A 3,803-nucleotide genomic window follows, 5' to 3' on the forward strand; every position below is an offset into this window, starting at 1 on the left:
AACGGGGAGGCAGGGACGCTCGCCGCCCCCTGCACCCCAGGCACCCCGGCAAAGGGCGAGGACATGACAACGAGCGGTAGCCGTCGAGGGCTTAGGCTCAGGACTGCACGTCCCGATTCGCACAACACAGTGCCACCGCCAGCCCGACCACTTGCCGCACGTTGTCGCAGCCTCGACCCCGCCAGCCGCCCAGGACACCGCGAGAAGGCCCGCAACGGGGCGACACTCTGCGGACGGTGCCTGAGGCGGACTGACGGTCGGTCTTTCAATCTGTGCCCTCCTGACGCCCGCCAGGGGCACCCCCGACGTGCCCGCCGCCCAGCCTTGCAGCCAGCCGACGAGCAGCCCCGGCCAGAGGGTTGGCATCCGTGCCGATTGGCCCGCCATGGTTCACGCACTCGACTAGGACGGCCAGGATCGCGGCAACCAGATCGGCAGCCGCCGCGTCGGTTTTGGCGTCAGCCGATTCTGAAAAGTGCGGTTTTTCCCCGGATTCTTGAGGGTGTTCGACTACTCTCAGGCGTAGTTAGATACTGCCCCGAAGGGCCGTAGCCAGGACAACAAGGTGTCGAATCTCTTCCGGCCCCCCGGAATTCCAGAAAAGCCCCTCCCTGTTCCCAACACCTGCTGCCGCAACTACAAAGCCGGTCTCATCGAGATCGTCAACTTCGAAGCCGGCGCCGCGACGCTCCTCCGTGAGATCACCGGCAACGGGAAATCCCCCGGTGCTCCTGTGCGGCTGCAGCGACGTACACATCTGCCACCGCAAGATCCTGGCTCAGTGGCTTGGCGGCCTGTGGCAGATGGAAATCAAGCATTTGACCCTGAGCTCAGTCGAAGGGCATACCTCCGGTGGTCCTGGCCGCCGTAGCCTCGGTGAAGGAGGCTTGGCCGCCCCGGAGAATGGGGACGTGGAGGCCGGCAGAAGCTCTTTTAGCGGATGCGCCGCCGGTGTTTGGGCACGCTGACCCACCAGGTCAGAAGACGTGGCTCGCAGCCACGGCGGCGCCGTCAACAGTTGGGACTATGGGACACTCTATCGGTAGTAGTTGAACCAACTCCCGTGGCAGTTGGTGTCAAAGTTCTCTTTTGAGTCGAAGGCAATGGCAATGCCATTGCTTGCGAGATAGCCAAATTCATCATACGGCTCGACGAGTCGTGCATATTCAGCAGCATACACTTCCCTCAATCCTCTGCTTTCGGCCTTCTTGACCTGCATCTCTGTAAAGAAGAAGAACGTCGCACTGCTGAATAGACGAGATATCTTCCATAGTTCTGGATTGTCTAGCCGCTGCCTGAGTCGCTCAAGGGCCCACTCTGTCACCCGTTCATTCGCTTCAATCCTTGCGACTCTCTCAAATGCTGAAAAGATGACAAAAAGGCGTTCCGTCGGAAACCGATGATCTTTCAGTTCCTTCACTATCTGCTCAAAATGCCGAAGTACCTGTTCTTGTTGCAGTCTGCCGAAGTTGCCATCCGAGCCGCGAAAGTGTTTCGCGTCTTTCTCGAACTCTAATATTACATCCAGTCTGGAACGATCAGGTGCCTCTGGCATGTCCTTGTCATAACGAATGTTCAGCACGTGGACGTGCCAGGAGGAGGCAATCCAGGCCGCCAACTCACAGAACGGAGAAGGAAGCGGCTTGCCCTTTTTCTTTATAACCTTGGTCGCCAGATAGTCAGGGTCCGATGGCATAATCATGCAGGAATAGTACCAGCATTGGCCCGCAGTCTTCCATAATTCCGGACCCCGGCATACAAGGATGCTCAAGGTCGGCGGACTGGAATGCCGTGCCAACGGGCGGTGGGATGATCTGCAAGAACCCAGTATCCGCCGCCCATACCCGCCGATGCGCGGTTCTACGAACATCGGCCTTGGTGCTTATCGCGGCGTGCCGGAGGGTTTCAGTTCGATAGTTCGTTCGCCGCCGGACCAGCGGACTTTCAGGGTTACCGGATGGCTCGCGTGTGCGGTGATCCGCGGCTCTTGGGATTCGCTCTCTCGCGCCGCGCAGTGCAGGTCCAGCAGCGCCTCGGGGCCAAACGGATAACGGTCCACGCCGTGGGCTTCCTTCAGGCGGATGTCCCACGTCAGTGCATTGCCTGGCACGTCCGGGCGCAGGCCAAAAACATACTCGAAGAGCACCGCGATGGGCGGCAGGCCCGTCCAGCCGACGAAGTCGCGCCGGCAGCACCCGGTGGCGGAATCGGGGGCGTAGTTCTCGAAAACGGTGCCCGTCTGGCCGAAGACGTCCACGACAGCGTTCACGTGGTTGAGGCCGATTTCGTGGGCCAGGTCATCGCGGCCGGTCCGCGTCAGCCCGCGCAGAACCATGTAGTTGGTTGGAGCCCAGACGGCCCCGCGCCAATATCCGCCCGCAGGGTCGAAGGCAGGATGGTCAGCCGAAAGCGTCGGTACACGATGGGCGCGGCGGAATTCGCGCGGGTCGTCCAGGTGGGCGATGAAGCTGGATTCACGCTCTGGCGGGACCGCCCCGGCCAGCAGCGCCCAGTACGCCCCGATGCTCTTGACGTCCGACAGCCGGCCGTCGCGGTGGCGGTCGACGTAGAACGCCTGCCGCTGGTCCCACATCGTCTCGTTCACCAGGGTCGTCAGCGCGTCGAGCTCCCGCTGCGCGTCGGGCAGTTCGCCGGCACGGCCGAGCACGCCGGCCATCGCCAGCAGGAGGCGGTCAGCGAGAATCTGCTGGCACGTGGTGTCGATCCACGCCATGTGGCCATGGTCCCAGGCGTCGTGGCACCCGGCCGGGAGGCGCGGCTGGTTGTCCATGCCGCAGCCCCATCCAGAGGCGAAGAAGCTGCCATCGGGCCACGTGCGGTACTTGCGGAACCACTGCGTATAGGCGGCCAGCGGCGCGAAGACCTTCGCCAGCCGTTCCGTGTCGCCGGTGTTATTGAAGTACTCCCACTCGCACCAACCCATGATGTTCGGGCCGGTGCTGGAGGGGTCGAATCGTTCGAAGCGTTCCTCGCCATCGGCTTCATTGTTCTCGCGGCAGATGAAACCGTCGGGATGCTGCAGGGCGTAGAAGTTGTCGAGCGTCCGCTGGAAGTTGAACGCGCGCGAGCCGTACCGCGCGAACATGAGAATGAATGCGGAATCCCACATGAACAGGCAGCCGTTGAACGCCGTGTCAATGAAGTTGCTGACGAACCGGCTGCCCGGCGCCGGCTGGCGCAGGTTGCCCATCGCCAGTTGCCAGGCCCGCCAGTAGCACTCGACGACATCGCTGCGCCCCTGCCAGATCGGCGAGGGAAGGATGCCCTTGACCTGCTCGAACGTCGGCAGGGCTGTCTGTTCCGGCTCAGCGCCGATGAAGGCGTTCTCTTCGACGAAACGATTGGGCACGTGAGTGTTGTATTTCATGCGGACGCTCCTCGGGCTTGGGGATATCCCAAGCCGCGGCGATTGTACCGGCCCCGGCGGGCCCAGGAAATACACTGCTTTGCCCCAATGAGTTTGCTGCGGCCACCTCGAATCCGCCGTCGCCAATGCCGCAAGGGGCCGCGAGTGGAGCAGCGGTTGCTGGCCGCCTGTCCCGCGTGTCGCGTTGCCACCCACCGTTCTTCTCTGTATTAGCGGCGGAGCTTGCTCCGCGCGTTGTTTGGCGGGAAGAGTTACCCTCGCCCCCAAAACCGCGCGGGGCAAGCCCCGCCGCTAACCCAACTTCCGCAGTTGGCGACGTAAGTGCTTTATTATCAAGGGCAGCGCCCTGAAAGTCTTCACTACATCGCTACGAAGCAGTCAGCGGCGGGGGCATGATCTTCATCCTCGACGGCAG

General features: G+C 62.3%; 2 protein-coding genes. Both read right to left on the reverse strand.

The window, feature by feature from the left end; genetic code table 11:
• Positions 1–1,036: 1,036 nt before the first annotated feature.
• Positions 1,037–1,702 (reverse strand): hypothetical protein, encoded by a 666-nt coding sequence (locus ABFD92_11705; protein MEN6505200.1) that lies wholly within the window; start codon positions 1,700–1,702, stop codon positions 1,037–1,039.
• 180 nt (positions 1,703–1,882) lie between these two features.
• The gene (locus ABFD92_11710) at positions 1,883–3,388 is read right to left on the reverse strand and encodes a trehalase family glycosidase (GenBank protein ID MEN6505201.1); all 1,506 of its coding nucleotides are present in this window, start codon (positions 3,386–3,388) and stop codon (positions 1,883–1,885) included.
• Between the last annotated feature and the right edge of the window lie 415 nt (positions 3,389–3,803).

The organism is Planctomycetaceae bacterium (assembly GCA_039680605.1).
In the GTDB taxonomy this organism is placed as follows: domain Bacteria; phylum Planctomycetota; class Phycisphaerae; order SM23-33; family SM23-33; genus JAJFUU01.

Coding starts and splice junctions, on each gene's coding strand:
- ABFD92_11710 (MEN6505201.1), bottom strand. CDS start 3,388: ATGAAATACAACACTCACGTGCCCAATCGTTTCGTCGAAGAGAACGCC.
- ABFD92_11705 (MEN6505200.1), bottom strand. CDS start 1,702: ATGATTATGCCATCGGACCCTGACTATCTGGCGACCAAGGTTATAAAG.